Below are 18,720 nucleotides of genomic sequence, written 5' to 3' on the forward strand. Positions count from 1 at the left end.
GTCCCCTGTGTCGTGTGCCTGGCCCGTTGCTGGGACCTCGCCCCGGGTGTGGTGCCCTGACGGCGCACGGCACCCGGTTCAGGCAGGACAGATACGCACTCGGCAGCACCCCGGAGCTCTCGACAGCCGATCGGCGCCCCCACCGCCCGGCCGCCGGATGCCCTCCGCGTCGCCTTCCCCAAGCTTGACGGGAGTCCGGCGCTGCACCATGGCCTCTTCATGGTTCACCGCCCTTTCCCTGCCCGTACTGCCCGGCGTCGGTCTCCGCTTCGTGGAACCTGTCCTACGGCTGTAATTCTTGGTCCGGCAGCCATGTCAGGACGAGGCAGAAGAACCGGCAGTTACCCGGCAGCTTCAGCGGATGCGCGTCATGAAAGAGCAGTCAGGACGAAAGCGCGGCGAGTACGTCGTTCGCCAGCCGCTGGACCGCGGCCGCGGGATCAGGCTCCGGCCACCCATCGGCGACGGACGCACTGTCGCCGGACTCCTGCAGGACCGCCCACGCGGTCGGCAGCATCGGCGGGTCCATCGACCGCTGCCACGCCAGTAGCTGGCCGCACAACGAGTCACCCGCGTCCGCATGCCCGAGCGCGTGCAGGACGGCGACAGCCTCAGGCAGTACTTCGAGCAGGTAGACGACCCGGCCTTCGACCAGCAGCCGGTTCACCGCGTCCCGGATGCACACCCGGGCCTGCTCCACCTCACCGGCGTCACGGGCGAGACGTGACCGATAGAGCATCACCAGGTAGTCGAAGTACCCGCGGTGTCCGCGGATGTCGGCGTCCGCTTCGTCGAGCAGCGTCCGCGCCTCGTCGTACCGGCCGGCCTGGTATTCGACCATGGCCAGACAGCCGGCCACCTTGGTGCGCTCCGGATCGTCTGAGGCCTGACTGTCCCGGGCAAGCAAGGCGAAGCGCCGTGCCTCGGCCAGGTTGCCCAGCTCGAGCTCTACGCGGCTGAGCGCTATGTACGCGATCTCGTCCGGATAGACGCCCGGGTTGACCAGTGCGGCCTCCCAAGACAGCAAAAGCTCCTTGGCCTCTGTCAAACGGCCCCAACGCAGTAGAGCGAGCCCACAGGTGGCCTGCACCGTCGCAGCCCGCTGCACATCGCCATGCTTACGAGCGTCCTCCACCAGCGCCGGGATCTCGGCCAGGATCTGGGCGTCCAGCAGATGCGAGCCGGACGACACCCAACCGCTCCGCGCGAGCAGCCCCATCTCGGTCTCGCCAGGGATCAGACCGCGTGCCTCGCCGTAGTTCCGGCGAGCGCCTCGGATGTCACCGGTGAGGCTGGACAGCCGCCCGGCGATCGCGCGCAGTCTTCCGCTGACTTCCTTGTCCGCCACGTTGTCGGCGCACAGAGTCGCCCAGCGGATCCCGCTTTCTGCCACGCTCGCCTGGTACTGCCACGCGATCCGGAAGCCCAGCACGATCCGCGCGGCCACATCCCACTGCCCGAGCTCGGCCGCCCGCTCCAGCGCCACCTCGAACACAGCGGAGTTGGCATGCGCCGCCCGATACCGCCGGTCCCGGTCCGGCGACGACCAGGCGCCCTCCAGCCCGGACACGTACGTCGAACACCACGCGACCGCCCGGTCCCGGAAGTCGATCAGGTCATCGCCTTGCGACGACAGACCGGCGTACGCGTGCTCCCGGATCGTCTCCAGCAGCTTGTGGCGAGCGCCGTACAGCTGCTCGAACTCGTTCACCGGCTGCAGCAGCGACTTCTCCACCAGCTCGGCCAGCAGCATCGGTACGTCGGCGGCGTCGATCGGATCGCCCGTGCACACCCCGGCGACGGCGTCGAGCGTGAACGGCGAACCGAGCACCGACGCCCGATACAGCAGCTGCCGCGCCGCATCGGACAGCGCGTCGACACTCCACGCGATCGTGTCGGCCAGCGTCCGCTGGTGCGGCGCACCGAACCGCCGCGGCCCGGACAGCAAGCGGAACCTGTCGTCCAGCGCGATCAGTATCGTCTCCACCGACAGCGACCCGGCCCGCGCGGCCGCCAGCTCGAGCGCCAGCGGCAGTCCGTCCAGCCGCTGGCACAGGCGAGCCACCGTGGACGCGTTCTCCGGGGTCAGGACGAACCCGGGCCGCACCCGCGCCACCCGCCGGCAGAACATCTCCACCGCCGGACTGGCCACGATCTCGTCGAAGTCCTTGTCGTTCCCCGGTACGCCGAGCACCTGCACCCGGCGGACCACTTCGTCCGGCAGGCCGAGCGGGATGCGTGACGTGACCAGTACGCCGATGCCCGGGAAGCTGCGGACCATCCGGTTCGCGACCGTCGCGACCCCGTCGAGCACATGCTCGGCGTTGTCCTCCACGATCACCAGGTCCCCCGGCCTGCGCCCGGACAGTACGTCGTCGAGGTCCGACGTACCCGGCGCGGTGCCGAAGGCGTCCAGGATGGCCGACGGTACGGCGGCATCGCGCTGGACCGTCGTGAGGTCGACGACGACCACCGTCGTGTCGACGCCCGAGAACCGGTCGGCCGCGGCCAACGCGAGCTCGGTCTTGCCGACACCGCCCGGACCGACGAGCGTGACGAGACGGTTCTGGCGCAGCAGCGTCTCCAGCTCTAGGAGCTCCTGCTCACGGCCGACGAGACCATCAGGGATCGGCCTGGTGCCGCGCCAGCGCAAACCCGTCGGCGCGGGATCGGCGACCGAGACGACCGGTCGCGCGACACCGTGCCCGGCCGCGGCGAGGAAGCGATCGGTATCAGCGCTCTGCAGTCCGAGCGCGGACGCGAGCAGCCGGACCGAGTCCTTCCGGGGACGTGCCACCCGGCCGGCCTCGATCTCGCGGATGGACCGCACGCTCAACCCGGCGCGGTCGGCCAGCTCCTCCTGGGACAGACCCGTCTGGACCCTCAGGTCGAGCAGGAGATCGGCGAAGCTCCGCCGACCGCCAGCCCGGCCACCCGCGTCCGACACAGCCCGTCACCCCTCTTGAGGCCTCACGTTCCTGTCACAACATAGCGTGACAGCGGCCCGCGCGCGGGGCGGAACCGAGGCGCGGGATGCGGCCTGGATCACACCAATTCGTTGATGAGGGCAACAAGTTGATTCAGCATCAAATAACTGAGGGCGCGGAAGAAAGTGTTTTCAAGCAGTCGCCTGAACCGAGACGGATTCATTTTCACCGGTGTAGAGAGAAAGCACCCCGGTCCAGTCGTCGATCCGGGCGCGGGTGTCCGCGCGACCGGAATCGGCATTCAGCACGCTGCCGTCACAAATGCCGCGGGTGGCGCGGATCAGGAGTTCGGTGCCGAGTCCCGCCCACTGGGCCCGAAGGGTGTCAAGCGCTGCCATACAGGCAATTCAAGCGGAGTCGTGTTTCGCAAACGTAACGCGATCCGCAACATCACGATAAGTCACCGAGGTCCGCACGAATGAGTTACCCGGTAGTCCGTTAACCGGGGAGCCAGGAAAGGCGGACCTGCCGGCGCGGATTGTCCACATTGATGTCGACCAGGCAGATCGACTGCCAGGTGCCGAGCATCATCCGCCCGTCGAGCACCGGAACCGACGCGTACGGCGGGATCAGCGCGGGCAGCACGTGGTCACGCCCGTGCCCCGGCGTACCGTGCCGGTGCCGCCAGCCGAAGTCGCGCGGCAGCAACTGCTCGAGCACCGCGAGCAGGTCGGTGTCGCTGCCGTCCCCGGTCTCGAGGATCGCGATCCCGGCCGTCGCGTGCGGGACGAACAGGTGCAGCAGTCCGTCGCCCTGGGCCTGATGGGCCTCGGAGGCAACGAACTGCTCGCACATGCTCGTCAGGTCGAAGACGACCTCGGTACCGCCGGTGGTGACATCGATGAGCTCAGAGCGCATCTGAGCAGCGTAGTCCGTGGGTGGTACTCCAGCTGTCGACGAGATGCCTCACAGCCGCCGGACGCGCAGCACCCCGGTAGACATCGGGAGGGTGAAGTCGCCGCGGGCGGTCTCCGGTCTACTCGCGAGGAAGGCACGAATCCGGCTCAGCGTGGCCTCTTGTTCCTGTTCTGGCATGACCAGCACCCCCGCGCGCGTCGCGATGGTCGCAACGAGAGAGTCGGCGGTGCGGAGCTGCCCGTGCGGGAACTCGGCCTGCTCCGGCGAGCCGAATCGGGCGGCCGCACCGGTCTTCGGAAGGTGCGCGCCGGCCGTCTCGGCGCGCCAACTGGCGGGCGTGTCGCGCGGGCCGACGGCCGCGCTCCCGCTGACCCGCGCGAGCCCGGCGACCCACTCGACCCGGTCGTCCATGACGTTCCACAGGCCGGCCAGGATGCCGCTGGGTGCGAGGACCCTGGCGATCTCGGGTCCCGCGACGGCCATGTCGAACCAATGCATGGCGTTGCCGGCCAGCACGGCATCGACGGACGCGTCCGGCAGCGGTATCGCCTCAGCGCTACCCGGCAAGGCACGGACAGCCGGCAGCGAGCGGTGCAGCTCGGTCAGCATCGCTGGGTCGGGCTCGACTGCAACGACTTCGGCGCCCAACGCGACCAGCGTGGCAGTCAGCTTGCCGGTTCCAGCGCCGAGGTCGAGCACGCGCGGGCCGGGTGCGGGCTCGAGCGCCCAGCGCACCGCGGCCTGAGCGTAGTCCGGACGGTGCTCGGCGTACGCGACCGCCGCTGCGCCGAACGATGACGCGTGAAGCAGCCGTTCATTCTGGTTCACGCGTCACCGTATCGGTAAAGCTCGAGTTCTAGGCCGGGACGATGTTGACCAGCTTCGGCGCGCGGACGATGACCTTGCGGGTGCCGCGGCCGTCCAGGGCCTTCTGGACCGCGTCGGACGCCAGCGCCAGCTGCTCCAGGTCGGCGTCGGAGATGTCCGGCGAGACCTCCAGCCGGTCCTTCACCTTGCCGGCGATCTGGACCACGCAGGTGACCGTGTCCTGGACCAGCAGGGCCGGGTCGACCTTCGGCCAGCCGGCCTTGGCGACCGTCGGCTCGTGGCCCAGCTCCTCCCACATCTCCTCGGCCGTGTACGGCGCGACCAGGCTCAGCAGGACGGCCACTGTCTCGACCGCCTCGCGGACCGCCGGGTCGGCCGCGCCCGGGCCGGCGTCGATCGCCTTCCGGGTCGCGTTCACCAGCTCCATGATCCGGGCCACCATCACATTGAACCGCATCGAGTCGATCAGCTCGGCCGCGTCCGCGACCGTCCGGTGGGTGATCTTGCGCAGCGCGACGTCACCGGTCGACGGATCCGAGCCCACCGGCGCCTCGACCGATCCCGCCAGCCGCCAGGCCCGCTGCAGGAACTTCAGCGAGCCGCCCGGCGACATGTCGGCCCAGTCGATGTCGTCCGACGGCGGACCGGCGAACACCATGGTCAGCCGGACCGCGTCCACGCCGTACTCGTCGATCTGGTCGCCCAGGTTCACACCGTTGCCCAGCGACTTACTCATCGCCTTGCCCTGGTTGATCACCTGGCCCTGGTTCAGCAGCCGGGTGAACGGCTCGACCACGGTCAGCAGGCCCATGTCGTGCAGCGCCTTGACGAAGAACCGCGCGTACAGGAGATGCAGTACGGCGTGTTCCTTGCCGCCGACGTACTGGTACACCGACATCCAGCGCTCGGCCGCGGCCGGGTCGAACGGGCCCTCGACGAACTCCGGCGACAGATAGCGCAGGAAGTACCAGGACGAGTCGACGAAGGTGTCCATCGTGTCCGTGTCGCGCTCGGCCTTGCCACCGCACTTCGGGCAGTCGACCTCGACCCACTCGCGGTCGGCCGCCAGGGGCGAGACACCCTTCGGCTGCAGGTCCGCGCCGCGCAGGTCGGGCAGCTCCATCGGCAGCTGGTCGTCCGGGACCGGCACCTCGCCACAGGACGGGCAGTGGATGATCGGGATCGGGCAGCCCCAGTACCGCTGCCGGCTCAGCAGCCAGTCGCGCAGCCGGTAATTGATCGTCCGCTCGCCCAGCCCCTTGCCCTCCAGCCAGTCGATGATCCGCGACTTGGCGTCGGCGACGTCCAGCCCGTCCAGGCTGATCTCGGCGTTGGCGCTGTTGATGGCCGGGCCTTCCCCCGTGTAGGCCTTACCGTCGAAGTCCGCCGAAGGCTCGACGGTCCGCACGATCGGCAGCCCGAACTTCTCCGCGAACTCCCAGTCCCGGGTGTCCTGGCCGGGGACCGCCATGATCGCGCCGGTGCCGTAGTCGGCCAGCACGTAGTCGGCCGCCCAGATCGGGATCCGCTGCCCGGTCACCGGGTTGATCGCGTACGAGCCCAGGAAGACGCCGGTCTTGTCCCGCTCGGTGCTCAGCCGCTCGATCTCGGTGGTCGCCTTCACGGCGGCCAGGTACTCGTCGAAGGCGGCCTGCTGATCCGGCGTGACCAGTTCAGCGGCCAGCTTGGCGTCCGGCGCGACCACCATGAAGGTGGCGCCGAACAGCGTGTCCGGACGGGTGGTGAAGACCTTGATCGGCTCGTCGCGGCCCTCGACCTTGAAGTTCGCGAACGCGCCCTCGGACCGGCCGATCCAGTTGCGCTGCATCAGCAGGATCTCTTCCGGCCACTGCAGCAGCTCCATGTCGTCCAGCAGCCGCTGGGCGTACTCCGTGGTCTTGAAGTACCACTGGGTCAGCTCGCGCTTGGTGACCTCGTGCCCGCACCGCTCGCACCGGCCCTGGATGACCTGCTCGTTGGCCAGCACGGTCTGGTCGTGCGGGCACCAGTTCACGTACGACGCCTTGCGGTAAGCCAGCCCGCGCTCGTAGAACCGCAGGAACAGCCACTGCGTCCATCGGTAGTACTCCGGGTCGGACGTGTGCAGCCGGCGGGACCAGTCGAAGCTGATCGCGTACCGGCGGATCGACTCGGCCTGGGTCTCGATGTTGGCGTAGGTGAACGTGGCCGGGTGCTCGTTGCGCTTGATCGCCGCGTTCTCGGCGGGCAGCCCGAAGGAGTCCCAGCCGATCGGGTTCAGGACGTCGTACCCCTGCTGGAACCAGTAGCGCGACAGCACGTCGTGCAGCGCGAACACCTCGGCGTGGCCCATGTGCAGGTCGCCGGAGGGGTAGGAGAACATCGTGAGCGCGTAGCGCCGCTCGGCCGTGCCGTCGTCACGCGCCTTGAACGGGTCCAGCTTCTCCCAGACCGGGCGCCACTTGGCCTGCATGGCGTTGAAGTCGTATCCACCCCGGTCGATCGGGGTGTCATCCACCTGCTCGCTCACGGTACTACTCCCGCATTCGTGTGTTGTTGAGCCTAAATGTGCCAGAAGGCGTCCCAGGACATGAAAAAGCCCCTCGCGCAGGAGGGGCTGCCGCACTGACCGGCGCATCGACGCCTCGATGCCAGTACGGCTAACTAAGGAGCAGGCTCACTCGCATAGCACCACAATAGCGCATCGGACCGCCCCGGCCTTGAGCACCGGTCAACCATCGCAGCGGCCGTTCAGTGGTTGATGGGTGCTCAAGGTGAGGACACGCTCGCCGTACGGCGACGTCCGCACGCAGAGCGCCGCACTGGGCATCGACTCGTGGATCGCGGTCCGCACAGACCGCCGACCCGCACCCGACTCCACGACTCGACGACCACCAACCGCCCATCGGGCTCGAATCAGGACTCGTGGAGCAGCGTGCGGACGGCGGCCAGGCGATCGACTTGGGTCCGCCAGTCCGTGCCACCGAGTCCTAGTACGGCGTGAGTGGCCCCGGCGTCGGCGTACTGCCCCAAGCGGTCCGCGGCCTGCTCGACGCTGCCGCCGAGTGGCAACGACAGAGCGCGATCGAACGCCATGCCGTATCCGGCGGCGATCCCGCTCGCCAGTTCTCTCACCTGACTGGTCGCGGCACCGACGGCTGCCACTCCACCAATGGCGATGGTCGGCAGCGGGCGCCCAAGGTCGTCGGCAAGCCGGACCAGGTGCTCCCGCCCCGCTGCCACGTCCTCGACGGGCACGAGCGAAGGGAACCAGCCATCGCCGAGCCGCGCCGCTCTCCTCCGGGCGACGGCCGAATCGTTGCCCACCCAGAATCGCGGCCGCGCGACGGCCGGCGCCAACTGCAGCAGCGGTCCGTCGTCGAGCTCGATCGCCTCGCCGGCCAGCAAGGCCGGGAGGGCTTCGAGCGCTCGATCGGTTCGTCGGCCGCGGTCGGCGTACGGCACCTCCGCCGCCTGCCACTGGGCCTCGCCACCGCCTGATCCGAGACCGAGGATCAGCCGTTCGCCTGAGACGTACTGCAGCGACGCGATCTGCTTGGCCGCCCAGGCGAGCGGCCGGATCGCGGGGACGAAGACACTGGCACCGATCGCGATCCGGTCGGTGACGGCCGCCGCGGTCGCGAGCCCGACGGTCATTTCCAGGGTGGCGGCGCCGATCGCCAGATGGTCCCCCATCCAGACGCTGTCGAGGCCCGCTTGCTCGGCGTACCGAGCGGCCTCTCGAAGGTCGACCTTTTCGCTCTGCTGGACGGGCACGGACGGGAGGATGACGCCGATCTCGATCATGGCCGCAATCCTGGAACATCAACCATAGTTGAGGTCAAACATGATCAGATGAACTCGGTGCCGCCGGTACGACGGTGCTCCCCCGGGGTGCGGCCGTAGTGGCGCCGGAAGGCGGTGGAGAACGGGCGTACGTCGGAGTACCCGCAGGCTCGGGCCACCTCGGTCACGGTCATCGTCGGGTCCAGGAGCAGTTGCGCGGCCAGTTCGAGGCGGAGGCGGCGCAGGGTGGACATGATCGATGCGCCGGTCTGCTGGTGGAACAGCCGTTCGGCATGGCGCTCCGACAGGTGCGCGGCGGCGGCGACATCCCGCACGGTGATCGGGCGGGACAGGTTGTCGCGAAGGTGACGCTGCATCGCCTCGACCACCAGCGGACCGCGATCGCGTCTGACGGGTTCGACGGCGAGGTCCTCGTCCAGTGCGAAGGCACGGGCCGTCTCCACGACGAGAGTGCCGCCCAAGGCTGCGAGAGTGGTGCTGTAGCCAGACACGGGCGCTGCCGCCTCGGCCGCCAGTGCTGTGATCAATGCGGGCAGCGAGCCGGTGCGCTCGGACAGGACTGGTCCGTCGGCCCGGGTGAGGCCCGACCACCAACCAGGTTCGTCGGTCCCCGGGCGGAACGTGAAGCCCCAGAAGGCGATGCCGAGCGGGGCACTCCGGCTGGACTCGATCTCGTGGACGTCGCCGGGGCGCGCGATGAACACCGAGCCCGGCTGGACGTCGTACCGCACGTCGCCGGAGTTGAAGCGCCCCTCGCCGGAGTACGCGAGGCAGACCTCGTGGAACGAGTGGCTGTGCCAGTAGTTGCGCCAGTACTCCGGCCGGTAGTGGCCCCAGCTGAGGAAGTCCGCGCGGAACCCGTCGACCTCGCAGGACTCCAGCAGTCCGGCGAGGTCGACGAAGCGGTCCGCAGCAGCGACGTCCGCGAGGGTCAAACAGCGCTCCTACCGGTCGGGTCGACTCCTCGCAGCATCATGCCCTGCCCGAGCGACCAGTCGTGCGTCTTCACCATCGGCGGGTCCGCCGGGTCGCGGTACTGGATCAGCCAGGTCGTCCGGGCCTCGTCGCTCACGTTCACCCCGGACCCGTGCACGGTCAGATAGGTGAAGAAGAGTACGTCGCCCGCCTCGGCCGGCTGCGGTGTCGCGGTGTCGAACGGTACGTCAGTCAGGTGGTACGAGCCCTCCGGGTCGTGCTCCCGCGGACCGTCCTTGTGGCTGCCCGGGATCACCCGGACGCAGCCCTTCTCGACCGGCGCGTCGTCGAAGTGGAAGATCGCCGCACCGACCCGGTGGTACGTGTGCGGGAAGAACGGGTGGTCCTGGTGCAGCGGGAACGGCGAACCGCTCTCCGGCGGCTTCACGAACAGCTTGGTGTGGTGCAGCTGCACGTTGTCCACACCCATCACCGCGGCGGCCACGTCGGTGAAGCGCGGGTCCACCAGCAGCTTGGCGAACTCGGCGTCGTAGAACTGCGCGTCGTGCAGATGCTGCAGCCGGGTCGCGCCGTCGGCCAGCCCCATCGCCGACTTCCAGGTGGGGTCGTCGTGGCGGTTCAGCTGCGCCAGCAGGTCGTGGCTGCGCTGCCGGTAGTACGCCGCTTCTTCCTTGCTGAGCAGGCCTTTCACCAGCACGAAACCCTCGTCGGCGTACTGCCGGGCCAGGGACGACAGCTCGGGCTTGTCAGAGGTGATCGTCATCTCGAAGTTCCTCCTGATCGGGTACTTCGAGCGTAGGAAGATCGGCGCCCGGACGGCAGGACCGCGCCGGACGCCGAGGTTCGTCAAACGGACAGTGTTTGATCCTTTCCCCACCCCACCGCCCCGGTCAGGGTTACAGCCCGAGCTGCCCCAGCCGCACGCTGATCCGTGGGTCGGTGGACACCACCGGTGCACTCAAGTGCACCCATGGATCGCCGTCGAAGTACGTCGCGAAGATGTTCTCGGCCGTCCGCGTCGCCAGCGCCTGGGAGGTCAGCGTCGGGTTCGGACCGCCGAGACCGTTGGACAACGCGGAGTTGTCGGCGATGAACAGCCCCTTCACCGCCCGCGTCTCGCCGCGCGGGTCGACGACGGAGTTGCGCTCCGACGAGCCCATCCGCATCGACGACTGGACGTGCAGGATCAGCGGCGCCCAGTCGATCCGGTAGACCTTCTTCGCGCCGGCGCCCCGGAGCAACTCGGCCGCCTTCCGCGCCATGAACTCGCGGTTCCGCAGCGTCCGCGCGGACCGTTGGCGCTGCTTGAAGGTGACCTTCGGTATCGGCCCGTTCTCGTCCGCCGGCAGCGCCGACAGGGTGACCCGGTTCTGCGCCTCGACGTCGTCGTCGGTGATCACCAGCACGCTCAGCAGCCGGTCCAGCCCGTGCGACAGGACCTCCTTCAGCTCCGGCCCCATCACGCGCCCGGCCGGCCCGTCCCACGGCCCGGTCCGGCCGCGACCGTTCTTGTACTGTCCACGGATCCCGCTGTCGGACAGTGTCCCTGCGAAGGCGGCCAGCGCCGGTGGCAGGCCGACGTTCTCCAGACCGCCGTACGGCGGGTAGTCCAGCCGGGCGCTCGAGCCGACACCCTTCGGGTTGCCGGTGTAGTCGTCGAAGACCCCGAACACCCAGTCGAAGAAGTGGTCGGTGTACCCACGCCCGACCCACCCGTTCGGATTCGGCAGCCCGCTGTTCAGCCACAGCCGCGGGTTCTCCGTACAGCCACCCGACATCACCACGACCCGGGCGTCTTCACGGTGCTCCACACCCGCCGAGCGCCAGGTGACACCGGTGGCGGTCAGCACACCGTGCCGCTTCTCGGCATGCACCTGGGTGACGAACGCGTCCGCGATCAGCTCGACCGGCTTGCCGCCGCGCGACCACACGTCCGCGGTCAGTGCCATCGGCACGTAACTGTTGTCCGTCGAGCGCTTGGCGAATTGGTTGCGTGGGGCACCATTCGGCCGCATGCAGCCTTGGAAGCAGTACCCGCAGAACGTGCACCCGGTCGCCTTCGGGTAGACGAGCAGGTCCTTGTCAGCTGTCTTCCCCGCCGTCCCACCCGGCTGCAGGATCGCGTTCTCCTGCGGCCGGTACGCCGGCCGGTGCGTGGTCTTCGTGGTCTGCACCGGCAACCCGAGCGTCTCGGCGCCGCGGAAGAAGGTCTGCTCCTTGTGACCCATCGCCGCGGTCATCACCGGCATGGTCGCCTCGACCCATTCGAAGTACGGCACCATTTCCCGATAAGAGAAGGGGAAGCGGTGATCGACGTCGTACGCGGACTTGTCGGCGCCGTCGTACCCCTCGAAGACGCCCGGGTACGCGCGCGGGTAGTTGCCGTAGAAGTGCTGTGTGGTGCCGCCGACGCCGGACAGCTGCCAGACGAACGAGTTCTGCGGCCACTCGCGGTACCAGGCCGGCTTGGACCGGTCGGACGGCCCCCAGCGCAGGTAGCCGGTGAGCGGGTTGTTCGCGTCGTCCTCGAACGTCGTCCAATTGTCCCGCGGATGCGCATTCCGCGGCCCGGCCTCGAGCAGCAGTACGTCGAGACCCTGCGCGGCGAGCTCCTTCGCCACCACCGGCCCGCCGCCGCCCGCTCCGATCACGATGACGTCGCGCATCAGTCGTGCACCTCCTGGCGCCCCTGGTAGTAGCCGATGAAGTCGTCCCAGCCCTCGACCGGGCCGTGCGGTTGGTAGCCGGTGTGGTTCCAGCCGACCGGCCGCTTCCGCAGCGTGCGGCTCACCTTGTCGTAGACGGCCGATTCGCCGTACGCCCCGAAGGTGGCGAACTCGATCAGCGCGCCACCGACGAACTTCAGCAGCCCGGACACCGAGGCCTTCAACGGCTCCGGGAACTGCACGTCGAGCAATGCGACCAGATCCGCGTCGGTCCGCTCGATCAATTCGAACGCCTGCGCCTTCTCGGCGTACGAGAGCCGCGCGAACGGCGACAGGTGCGGCCCGTTCACCGCGAGCGGATTGACCTGGGTGGCCATCAGGTTCAGCAGGCCGGCGATCGGGAACGACAGCGGCAGCGCCTCGTCACTCTCCAGGTACGCCGCCAGCGCCTGGTCGAGCGTGTGCAGCTTCACCGGGAGTACGTCGAGACCCGGCAACGCGATCCCCGGGTCCGCGAGACCGGTCACCAGGGCGGCCGCGACGGGCTGCGCGATCTCGTCCGGGAACGGGACGAAGTTGTCCAGCGAGTTGATGATGAAGTCGGTCGCGCCGGCCTCGATCGCGCCCGGTGTCGGGCTCGGGGTGCCCTGGGTCCGCGAGTACGGATCCGGGCCGGGCATCGCGAACACGGTCAGCCCGTTGAGCGTGTCCCGCGCCAGCTCGGCTGTGGGACCACTTCGCTTACTGGTCCCACAACGAGGCCACCCGCGGCCGGGTTACTCCTCGGTCGACTTCTCTTCCCCCGGTACGGCGATCGGCCGCAGCCAGGCCCAGAGCACGAACGAGGCGGCGAACACGAGCCAGGATCGGGTCAGATCCGTAGCTCGGCGACGACCGGTCGATGGTCACTGCCGGTGGGCTTCATCACCCACGCCTTGGTCGGGGTGACGCCGCGCACCATGATGTGGTCGATCCGCGCCATCGGGAACTTGGCCGGCCAGGTGAACCCGAACCCTTGCCCGGCGGCCCCTTGAGCCGAGCGCAGTCCGGCGGTCAACGGGGCCAGGCTGCGGTCGTTCGCCGTACCGTTGAAGTCGCCCATCACGATCACGCCGGCCAGCTTCTCGTCGGCGATCTGCCGGCCCAGCGCCTTGATGGTGTCGTTGCGCTGGTTCGAGGTGAAGCCGCTGGTGCCGACCCGCACCGACGCGAGGTGGGCGACGTACACCGCGACCTTGCCCTCCGGCGTGCTGACCTCGGCCCGCAGCGCGCGGGTCCACTTGAAGCCGACGTCGACGGACTCACTCTGCGCCACCGGGTACTTCGACCACAGGGCGACCGTGTCCCGGGAGACCTCGTACGGATACTTCTTGGCGAACTCGGCCTTGTAGACCTTCATGTCCGCCGTGGTGATCTCCTCCAGCGCCATCACGTCCGCGTCGGCGGCGATCAGGTCCTGGGCGGTCGTCTTCGGGTCCGGGTTGGCCGCGTCGACGTTGTGGGACAGGACCCGCAGGTCGTACGCGCCGCCGGCACCCTTGCCGGGGATCAGCAGATCGCCGAACATCAGCCCCCACACCACCACGGGGACCAGCAGCGCGACTCCCGCGATGGCGGAACGTCGCACCACCGCGGCCACCGCGAGGATCGGTACGGCGACGCCGACCCAGGGCAGGAAGGTGTCGAGCAGGCTGCCCAGGTTGCCGACGGAGTTCGGGACGTAGCGGTGGAAGAGCAACGGGAGCGCGGTCAGGATCGCGAGGACGGCGATCAGCCAGCCGCGACGCCACATACTGCCCTTCCGACGGCGTCGGGAGGCGCCGCGCCGAGGCGACGGCGTGCGAGTGGCGACTGCGGTCTGGCGGTCCGGCATGCAGCGATTGTTGCGGACACTTGGCCCGGACCAAAGTCCATGCCGGGTCGAACGGGCCGATTTCATCCGTCCGAAGGACCGATCGGACCGTAATGATGAGGATTCCGTGAGAGAGCTGGTGCCTTCGTGGGACAGCGCCGACAATGCCGGTATGCCGCCTGTGCAGACCGCTGAGCCGTTCGTCGTGAAGCGACATGGGCTCGGCACCACGAAGACCCTGCTGTACCTCGGCACGCTGGTGTTCGGCCTGATGGTGCTGCTCACGCTGGGCATCGTTGTGATCCAGGCCATCCGCGGCGCATCGGTCCGCGCGCCGCTCGAGGCGGTCTGGCTGTCCTGGGGCGGCATGCCGCTGATCTTCGCGGTCGGACTGCCGATCCTGCTGCTGGTCGGCGCGGTCACCGCCCTCGAGGAGCGCCGGGAGGCCGACGACGAGGACGTCCTGCTGACGGTCGACGACACCGGGATCTACCTCGGCGGGGAGCAGCCGCAGGCCATCCCGTGGTCCGAGGTGCACGGTATCTGCCGGGTCGAGCGGCACTTCGACAACGGCGACGGCGGCGAGTCCTGGCATCCGTATCTGATCGTTCTCCGGTACGACGACGACGCGTTGCCCCGCAGCTCGAAGGCGTGGGGCCCGTGCCGTCCCTGGCCGGGCACCTTCGAGATCCTCGGCCGCCCGCTCCACTTCGACGAGCTGGCCGCGGCCGTCAGCCGGTGCGCTCCGGCCGTCACGGTCACCGACCGCGGTCGCGTCCTCGACTGATCCCGCTGCCAAGAAGGTCTTCGCCGACCGCGGACTGCTCCCGGTCACCACGGAAGGACAGTGAGATGGCCAACCTGATCTATTCGGCTATCACGTCCCTCGATGGGTACGTCGAGGATGCCGACGGAGGGTTCGAGTGGGCGGCACCGGACGAGGAGGTGCACTCGTTCGTCAACGAGCTGGAGCGTCCGATCGCGACGTACCTGTACGGCCGGCGGATGTACGACACGATGGTCTACTGGGAGACCGCCACCGACCACTCGGGAGCGTCGCGGGAGTACGCCGAGATCTGGCGATCGGCGGAGAAGGTCGTGTACTCACGAACACTGCAGGCTGTGACGAGTGCCAGGACGCGCATCTGGCGCACCTTCGAACCCGATGCGATCCAGCGCCTCAAGGAATCCTCCGCGGCCGACCTCAGCATCGGCGGCGCCGACCTCGCCGGCCAGGCCCTGAACGGCGGCCTCGTCGACGAGTGCCACCTGTTCATCGCTCCGATCATGGTCGGCGGCGGCAAACATGCCCTGCCGAACGACCTCCGGCTGCGCCTGGAACTTCTCGACGAACGCCGCTTCACCAGCGGCTTCGTCCACCTCCACTACCGCATCCTCTAACCCTTCGGGCCCAGCAACCTCTCCAGGTCGGTCAGGACGTCCGTCGCGCCGAGCGGGCCGAGGCCGAGGAACCAGACCTCGTCGTCGACACGCGCCACCTGGCCGTTCTTGACCGCCGGCAAGGCTTTCCAGAGGTTGCCGTTGACAACGGTGTTCTCGGCGGTGGTGTCCGGCTTGCCGTAGCTGGAGTAGAAGATCCAGTCGCCGACGGCCTGCCCGATGTTCTCCTGCGACACCTCGACGGCGAGATCCTGCACGTCCTGGATCTTAGGCCGCGGCAGCCCGATGTCCTTCAGGATCACGCCGATGAACGACAGGTTGCCGTACAGCCAGATCTCGCCCGGCCGGAACCGCACCAGCGAGATCGTCGGCGATCCCTGCACCTTGGACTTCACGTCGTCGGCGCGCTTCTGGTAGTCGTTCAGGATCCCGGTGGCCTTGTCCTCCTCGCCGACCGAGTCCGCGACCAGCAGGAAGTTCTCCTTCCACGGGAACCCGGGCCGGATGCTGAAGACCGTCGGCGCGATCGCGCTGAGCTTGTCGTACAGATCGTTCGCCCGCAGCTTGCTGCCCAGGATCAGGTCCGGCTTCAACGCGGCGATCGCCTCGAGGTTCAGCTCACTGATCCCGCCGACGGTCTTGATCCCCTGCGCCTTGTCGGCCAGGTACGACGGAACGCCGGCCTGACCGGCGGTCGTCGCCATCCCGACCGGCGTGATGCCGAGCGCGAGTACGTCGTCGAGCTCGCCGCTGTCCAGGACGACGACGCGCTCGGGCTTCTTCTCCAGCTTGGTCCCGCCCAGCGCGTGCGTCACCGTCCGCGGGAACTGCCCCGGCTGCGCGTCCGACCCGAGCTTGGCGGTCTCCTCGTCGGCAGTCTTGAACAACCGCCCGCCAGTCGCCACGTCCTTGTCACCGACCCCCGTGTCGGCACTCCCGGTGTCCTTGCCACCACACCCAGCCAGCACCAGCAGCGCGGCCACCACGCCAATTCCGATCAGCTTCTTCACAGCCGTTGACCTTACAACAACTTTGGTTAGGCATCCCTAACCAGGCGCACCTTGTGCACGGCTCAACCATCAGAGCGCCGCGAAAATGGTCGAGCCGTGCTCAAAGTGGGGTTGAGGGGATGAGGGGGCGTTGGTCGCCGGGGGCCAGGGTGACGGTGCGGATGTCGTCGGGGGTGAGGGCGATGCGGTGAGTGCCGGCGTGGGTCGCGTGGACCGTCGCCGCCGTCAGTACGCCGTCCTGCCAGGTCACGTCGAAAGTCAGGCCGCCGCGGGCACGCAGACCGTGGAACGAGCCGTCCGGCCAGCCGGCCGGCAAGGCCGGCAGCACGCGGATGACGTCGGTGTGGCTCTGCAACAGCAGTTCCGGAATGCAGCCGGTCATGCCGAAGTTCGCGTCGATCTGGAAGATGTCGCCGTCGCGGTGCAACAGGTTGTCGGAGACCAGTCGGCTCAGATAGTCCTGGATGACCGCCGACGCCTTCTCGGGCTCGAACAGCCGCGCCCAGAGCGCCACCAGCCAGGCCGCCGTCCAGCCGCCGTTCGTCGCGCCCGCGGTCCGCAGCTCGAGCGAGGCACGCGCGGCCGCTGCCCAGTCCGGCGTACGCGTGGGATCGATCTCGGCGCCCGGGTAGAGACCGTAGAGATGCGATTGGTGCCGGTGCTGCGGCTCGGACGGCTGCCAGTCCGTCGGCCATTCGAGCAGCCGGCCGTCGGGCGTCGTACCGATCTTCGGCAACCGCTCCCGGGCGGCGGCCGTCCGGGCGGCGAGGTCGGAGGACAGACCCAGGACGCCTTCCGCTTCGGCCAGGTTGGCGAACAGCTCGCGGATCAGCCAGATGTCGTACGTCGAGGTCAGGTCGACCGATGCCTTCTCACCGGTCGGCAGGATGAAGTGGTGCTCGGGCGCGGTCGACGGGATGAACTGCAGCGTGCCGTCAGCGTCTTCGACGAGCATCGACAGCACGAACTCCGCGGCGCCCGTGATCAGCGGGTACGCACGGTCCCGCAGGAAATCCACGTCCAGGCCGAAGCGGTAGTGCTCCATCAGATGTGCGGTGAGCCAGACACCACAGGTCGCACACATCGACCAGACGGGATCGTCGCCACCTTCACCCACCGGCCAGGTCGCGCGCCAGATGTCCGCGTTGTGATGCGACACCCAGCCGGGAGCGTCGTACAGGATCCGCGCGGTCTCCGCACCCGACTCCGCCAAACCCTCGAGGAGATCGGTGAGCGGGTCGAAGCACTCCCCCAGCCCGGTCAGGTCGGCGGGCCAGTAGTTCATCTGGGTGTTGATGTTGTTCGTCCAGTCGCTGGCCCACATCGGCCGGCGGTCCTGGTTCCAGAGGCCTTGCAGGTTGGCGGCCTGGGTCCCCGGCCGCGAGGACGCCATCAGCAGATAGCGACCGAAGTGGAACGTCAGGGCGACCAGGTCCGGATCGTTGCCGCCGGCAGCGACCGCCTTGATCCGCTCGTCGGTCGGCAGCTCCACCGCGTCGCCCAGGTGCAGCTCGGCGCGTTCGTAGAGCCCGAGGTGATCTTCGAGGTGGCGGTCCCGAAGTTTGTCCAGGGCAACCGCGTCCAGCAGAGCGGTTGCCTCGCGCAACGCCACGAGCGGATCGCGACCGGGCGGCACCGACCATCCCTCGAACGTGCTGGCCGCCGACACCAGAACGGTCAGACCGTCGGCGCCACGGACGGCGACGCCCGCTTCCGTCACTGACACACTGCCGCCGTCGTTCACCGCGCGGAGCGCGACACCGAACCCGATGCCGCGCCCTTCCTCGTATCGGATCGGGTCCGGACTCTGCCGGTACTCGATGGTGAGATCCGACGGCGCGTGCCCGACAACACCATAGGTGCCGTCAGCCACGTCCACACGGACCGGATGCGCCCCGGCCAACCGCAGGTCGAGGTCGATCGCACCCGGCTGATCCGCGGTGATCGTCCACACCATCACCTGGTCCGGCGCGGACACGTAGGTCTCGCGCCGGAACCGTACGCCGTCGAGGGTGTACTCGACGGCGACGATTCCGGTGCGGAGATCCAGACTCCTGCGGTACTCCTGTGGTTCCCCGGCCGAGCTGATCAAGAGGTCGGCGAGCGGCTGGTACGACTCGACCAGCGGACCCTGCAGGGCTCGGGTCCGCTCGGTCGCCGCCGCCCGATCACCCTCGGCCAGCAACAGCCGCCGTACGTCGGCCAGCACGGCCGGACCGTCCGTCACCTCGAGCTCGCGAGGACCGTCGCCCGACCAGACATCGTCGAGGTTGAGGGCGATCCGTTCCTCGCCGACCCGGCCGAACACCTTGGCACCGAGGTGACCGTTGCCCACCGGCAACGCCTCGAACCAGTCCGGCGCAGGCTTACGGAACCACAGTTCGTGCGACATCAGG

General features: G+C 68.7%; 15 protein-coding genes. 2 read left to right on the forward strand and 13 right to left on the reverse strand.

Features of this window, described 5'->3' with window-relative positions; genetic code table 11:
• Nucleotides 1-382: 382 nt before the first annotated feature.
• The 11 genes from ACXC9Q_RS31385 to ACXC9Q_RS31435 all read right to left on the reverse strand — a co-directional run bounded on the left by ACXC9Q_RS31385 (nucleotide 383) and on the right by ACXC9Q_RS31435 (nucleotide 13,934).
• Nucleotides 383-2,947, reverse strand: coding sequence for an ATP-binding protein (locus ACXC9Q_RS31385; RefSeq protein ID WP_457060241.1), 2,565 nt, complete (start codon nucleotides 2,945-2,947; stop codon nucleotides 383-385).
• A gap of 171 nt (nucleotides 2,948-3,118) precedes the next feature.
• Nucleotides 3,119-3,325, reverse strand: coding sequence for a hypothetical protein (locus ACXC9Q_RS31390; protein ID WP_457060242.1), 207 nt, complete (start codon nucleotides 3,323-3,325; stop codon nucleotides 3,119-3,121).
• A gap of 100 nt (nucleotides 3,326-3,425) precedes the next feature.
• The gene (locus ACXC9Q_RS31395; protein WP_457060243.1) at nucleotides 3,426-3,845 is read right to left on the reverse strand and encodes a secondary thiamine-phosphate synthase enzyme YjbQ; all 420 of its coding nucleotides are present in this window, start codon (nucleotides 3,843-3,845) and stop codon (nucleotides 3,426-3,428) included.
• Between the two features lie 48 nt (nucleotides 3,846-3,893).
• Nucleotides 3,894-4,673 (reverse strand): class I SAM-dependent methyltransferase, encoded by a 780-nt coding sequence (locus ACXC9Q_RS31400; RefSeq protein WP_457060244.1) that lies wholly within the window; start codon nucleotides 4,671-4,673, stop codon nucleotides 3,894-3,896.
• A gap of 28 nt (nucleotides 4,674-4,701) precedes the next feature.
• Nucleotides 4,702-7,182, reverse strand: a complete 2,481-nt coding sequence (gene leuS / locus ACXC9Q_RS31405) for a leucine--tRNA ligase (RefSeq protein ID WP_457060245.1) — start codon at nucleotides 7,180-7,182, stop codon at nucleotides 4,702-4,704.
• 386 nt (nucleotides 7,183-7,568) lie between these two features.
• Entirely contained in the window at nucleotides 7,569-8,459 is an 891-nt protein-coding gene (locus ACXC9Q_RS31410) for an LLM class flavin-dependent oxidoreductase (RefSeq protein WP_457060247.1), read from the reverse strand.
• A gap of 44 nt (nucleotides 8,460-8,503) precedes the next feature.
• Complete coding sequence (locus tag ACXC9Q_RS31415) at nucleotides 8,504-9,394, reverse strand: helix-turn-helix domain-containing protein (protein WP_457060248.1); 891 nt, start codon at nucleotides 9,392-9,394, stop codon at nucleotides 8,504-8,506.
• Complete coding sequence (locus ACXC9Q_RS31420) at nucleotides 9,391-10,158, reverse strand: phytanoyl-CoA dioxygenase family protein (RefSeq protein WP_457060249.1); 768 nt, start codon at nucleotides 10,156-10,158, stop codon at nucleotides 9,391-9,393. The genes ACXC9Q_RS31415 and ACXC9Q_RS31420 overlap by 4 nt, the downstream gene beginning before the upstream one ends.
• Nucleotides 10,159-10,291: 133 nt before the next feature.
• Nucleotides 10,292-12,061 carry a GMC oxidoreductase gene (locus ACXC9Q_RS31425; protein WP_457060250.1) on the reverse strand — a complete coding sequence of 590 codons (1,770 nt, stop codon included), beginning with the start codon at nucleotides 12,059-12,061 and terminating at the stop codon, nucleotides 10,292-10,294.
• Nucleotides 12,061-12,741, reverse strand: a complete 681-nt coding sequence (locus tag ACXC9Q_RS31430) for a hypothetical protein (RefSeq protein ID WP_457060252.1) — start codon at nucleotides 12,739-12,741, stop codon at nucleotides 12,061-12,063. Before ACXC9Q_RS31430 ends, ACXC9Q_RS31425 begins: the two co-directional genes overlap by 1 nt.
• 191 nt (nucleotides 12,742-12,932) lie before the next feature.
• Nucleotides 12,933-13,934 carry an endonuclease/exonuclease/phosphatase family protein gene (locus ACXC9Q_RS31435; protein ID WP_457060254.1) on the reverse strand — a complete coding sequence of 334 codons (1,002 nt, stop codon included), beginning with the start codon at nucleotides 13,932-13,934 and terminating at the stop codon, nucleotides 12,933-12,935.
• Between the two features lie 151 nt (nucleotides 13,935-14,085).
• On the opposite strand from ACXC9Q_RS31435, the gene ACXC9Q_RS31440 reads away from it, so the two are divergent.
• Together ACXC9Q_RS31440 and ACXC9Q_RS31445 are read left to right on the forward strand one after the other, a co-directional pair.
• Nucleotides 14,086-14,700 carry a hypothetical protein gene (locus ACXC9Q_RS31440; RefSeq protein WP_457060256.1) on the forward strand — a complete coding sequence of 205 codons (615 nt, stop codon included), beginning with the start codon at nucleotides 14,086-14,088 and terminating at the stop codon, nucleotides 14,698-14,700.
• A gap of 65 nt (nucleotides 14,701-14,765) precedes the next feature.
• The gene (locus ACXC9Q_RS31445; protein ID WP_457060258.1) at nucleotides 14,766-15,314 is read left to right on the forward strand and encodes a dihydrofolate reductase family protein; all 549 of its coding nucleotides are present in this window, start codon (nucleotides 14,766-14,768) and stop codon (nucleotides 15,312-15,314) included.
• Here the strand turns inward: ACXC9Q_RS31445 and ACXC9Q_RS31450 are convergent.
• Nucleotides 15,311-16,324, reverse strand: a complete 1,014-nt coding sequence (locus tag ACXC9Q_RS31450) for an ABC transporter substrate-binding protein (protein WP_457060260.1) — start codon at nucleotides 16,322-16,324, stop codon at nucleotides 15,311-15,313. The genes ACXC9Q_RS31445 and ACXC9Q_RS31450 overlap by 4 nt on opposite strands.
• A gap of 100 nt (nucleotides 16,325-16,424) precedes the next feature.
• Nucleotides 16,425-18,716 (reverse strand): glycoside hydrolase family 95 protein, encoded by a 2,292-nt coding sequence (locus ACXC9Q_RS31455; RefSeq protein WP_457060262.1) that lies wholly within the window; start codon nucleotides 18,714-18,716, stop codon nucleotides 16,425-16,427.
• Nucleotides 18,717-18,720 lie beyond the last annotated feature (4 nt).

This window comes from Kribbella sp. CWNU-51 (genome assembly GCF_054073265.1).